Origin of the sequence: Pseudomonas sp. DCB_AW (assembly GCF_026240895.1) — a bacterium.
GTDB lineage: Bacteria > Pseudomonadota > Gammaproteobacteria > Pseudomonadales > Pseudomonadaceae > Aquipseudomonas > Aquipseudomonas kermanshahensis.
Window position 1 is genome coordinate 1 of the sequence record NZ_JAPFCE010000134.1, and the last position, 3,212, is coordinate 3,212.

The 3,212-nt window shown below is 51.3% G+C and carries 1 rRNA gene; it reads left to right on the forward strand.

The annotated features are described in order from the left end of the window. Positions 1 to 141: 141 nt before the first annotated feature. Positions 142 to 3,034, forward strand: a 23S ribosomal RNA gene (locus OO306_RS27785). Positions 3,035 to 3,212: the final 178 nt, after the last annotated feature.

Here is a 3,212-nt window from a genome sequence, read left to right on the forward strand (position 1 = left end):
GGATATGTGATAGAAATAGACTGAACACTACTTTCACTGGTAGTGGATCAGGCTAAGGTAAAATTTGTGGGCTCGAAAGAGCAAAACGAATTTTCGGCGAATGTCGTCTTCACAGTATAACCAGATTGCTTGGGGTTATATGGTCAAGTGAAGAAGCGCATACGGTGGATGCCTTGGCAGTCAGAGGCGATGAAAGACGTGGTAGCCTGCGATAAGCTTTGGGGAGTCGGCAAACAGACTGTGATCCAGAGATCTCTGAATGGGGGAACCCACTCAGCATAAGCTGAGTATCTTGTACTGAATACATAGGTGCAAGAGGCGAACCAGGGGAACTGAAACATCTAAGTACCCTGAGGAAAAGAAATCAACCGAGATTCCCTTAGTAGTGGCGAGCGAACGGGGACCAGCCCTTAAGTTGGTTTGAGATTAGTGGAACGCTCTGGAAAGTGCGGCCATAGTGGGTGATAGCCCCGTACACGAAAATCTCTTATCAATGAAATCGAGTAGGACGGAGCACGAGAAACTTTGTCTGAATATGGGGGGACCATCCTCCAAGGCTAAATACTACTGACTGACCGATAGTGAACTAGTACCGTGAGGGAAAGGCGAAAAGAACCCCGGAGAGGGGAGTGAAATAGATCCTGAAACCGTATGCGTACAAGCAGTGGGAGCCTACTTTGTTAGGTGACTGCGTACCTTTTGTATAATGGGTCAGCGACTTATATTCAGTGGCGAGCTTAACCGAATAGGGGAGGCGTAGCGAAAGCGAGTCTTAATAGGGCGTTTAGTCGCTGGGTATAGACCCGAAACCGGGCGATCTATCCATGGGCAGGTTGAAGGTTAGGTAACACTGACTGGAGGACCGAACCGACTACCGTTGAAAAGTTAGCGGATGACCTGTGGATCGGAGTGAAAGGCTAATCAAGCTCGGAGATAGCTGGTTCTCCTCGAAAGCTATTTAGGTAGCGCCTCATGTATCACTGTAGGGGGTAGAGCACTGTTTCGGCTAGGGGGTCATCCCGACTTACCAAACCGATGCAAACTCCGAATACCTACAAGTGCCGAGCATGGGAGACACACGGCGGGTGCTAACGTCCGTCGTGAAAAGGGAAACAACCCAGACCGTCAGCTAAGGTCCCAAAGTCATGGTTAAGTGGGAAACGATGTGGGAAGGCTTAGACAGCTAGGAGGTTGGCTTAGAAGCAGCCACCCTTTAAAGAAAGCGTAATAGCTCACTAGTCGAGTCGGCCTGCGCGGAAGATGTAACGGGGCTCAAACCATGCACCGAAGCTACGGGTATCACCTTTTGGTGATGCGGTAGAGGAGCGTTCTGTAAGCCTGTGAAGGTGAGTTGAGAAGCTTGCTGGAGGTATCAGAAGTGCGAATGCTGACATGAGTAACGACAATGGGAGTGAAAAACTCCCACGCCGAAAGACCAAGGTTTCCTGCGCAACGTTAATCGACGCAGGGTTAGTCGGTCCCTAAGGCGAGGCTGAAAAGCGTAGTCGATGGAAAACAGGTTAATATTCCTGTACTTCCAGTTATTGCGATGGAGGGACGGAGAAGGCTAGGCCAGCTTGGCGTTGGTTGTCCAAGTTTAAGGTGGTAGGCTGAGATCTTAGGCAAATCCGGGATCTCAAGGCCGAGAGCTGATGACGAGTTGCCTTTAGGCGACGAAGTGGTTGATGCCATGCTTCCAAGAAAAGCTCCTAAGCTTCAGATAACTGGGAACCGTACCCCAAACCGACACAGGTGGTTAGGTAGAGAATACCAAGGCGCTTGAGAGAACTCGGGTGAAGGAACTAGGCAAAATGGCACCGTAACTTCGGGAGAAGGTGCGCCGGCGAGGGTTAAGGACTTGCTCCGTAAGCCCATGCCGGTCGAAGATACCAGGCCGCTGCGACTGTTTATTAAAAACACAGCACTCTGCAAACACGAAAGTGGACGTATAGGGTGTGACGCCTGCCCGGTGCCGGAAGGTTAATTGATGGGGTTAGCGCAAGCGAAGCTCTTGATCGAAGCCCCGGTAAACGGCGGCCGTAACTATAACGGTCCTAAGGTAGCGAAATTCCTTGTCGGGTAAGTTCCGACCTGCACGAATGGCGTAACGATGGCGGCGCTGTCTCCACCCGAGACTCAGTGAAATTGAAATCGCTGTGAAGATGCAGTGTATCCGCGGCTAGACGGAAAGACCCCGTGAACCTTTACTATAGCTTTGCACTGGACTTTGAATTTGCTTGTGTAGGATAGGTGGGAGGCTTTGAAGTGGGGACGCCAGTTCTCATGGAGCCATCCTTGAAATACCACCCTGGCAACTTTGAGGTTCTAACTCAGGTCCGTTATCCGGATCGAGGACAGTGTATGGTGGGTAGTTTGACTGGGGCGGTCTCCTCCCAAAGAGTAACGGAGGAGTACGAAGGTGCGCTCAGACCGGTCGGAAATCGGTCGTAGAGTATAAAGGCAAAAGCGCGCTTGACTGCGAGACAAACACGTCGAGCAGGTACGAAAGTAGGTCTTAGTGATCCGGTGGTTCTGTATGGAAGGGCCATCGCTCAACGGATAAAAGGTACTCCGGGGATAACAGGCTGATACCGCCCAAGAGTTCATATCGACGGCGGTGTTTGGCACCTCGATGTCGGCTCATCACATCCTGGGGCTGAAGCCGGTCCCAAGGGTATGGCTGTTCGCCATTTAAAGTGGTACGCGAGCTGGGTTTAGAACGTCGTGAGACAGTTCGGTCCCTATCTGCCGTGGACGTTTGAGATTTGAGAGGGGCTGCTCCTAGTACGAGAGGACCGGAGTGGACGAACCTCTGGTGTTCCGGTTGTCACGCCAGTGGCATTGCCGGGTAGCTATGTTCGGAAGAGATAACCGCTGAAAGCATCTAAGCGGGAAACTTGCCTCAAGATGAGATCTCACTGGGATCTTGAATCCCCTAAAGGGCCGTCGAAGACTACGACGTTGATAGGTTGGGTGTGTAAGCGCTGTGAGGCGTTGAGCTAACCAATACTAATTGCCCGTGAGGCTTGACCATATAACACCCAAGCAATTTGCTAGCGCGAATTGCGGTGGTGAAGACGAAAGACCCGAAAGTTCGTAACCACACATATCGCATATCCGAATTCGCTGGGCTGTCCATCTGGACATTCTGGCTACAGAATTTCTTGACGACCATAGAGCATTGGAACCACCTGATCCCATCCCGAACTCAG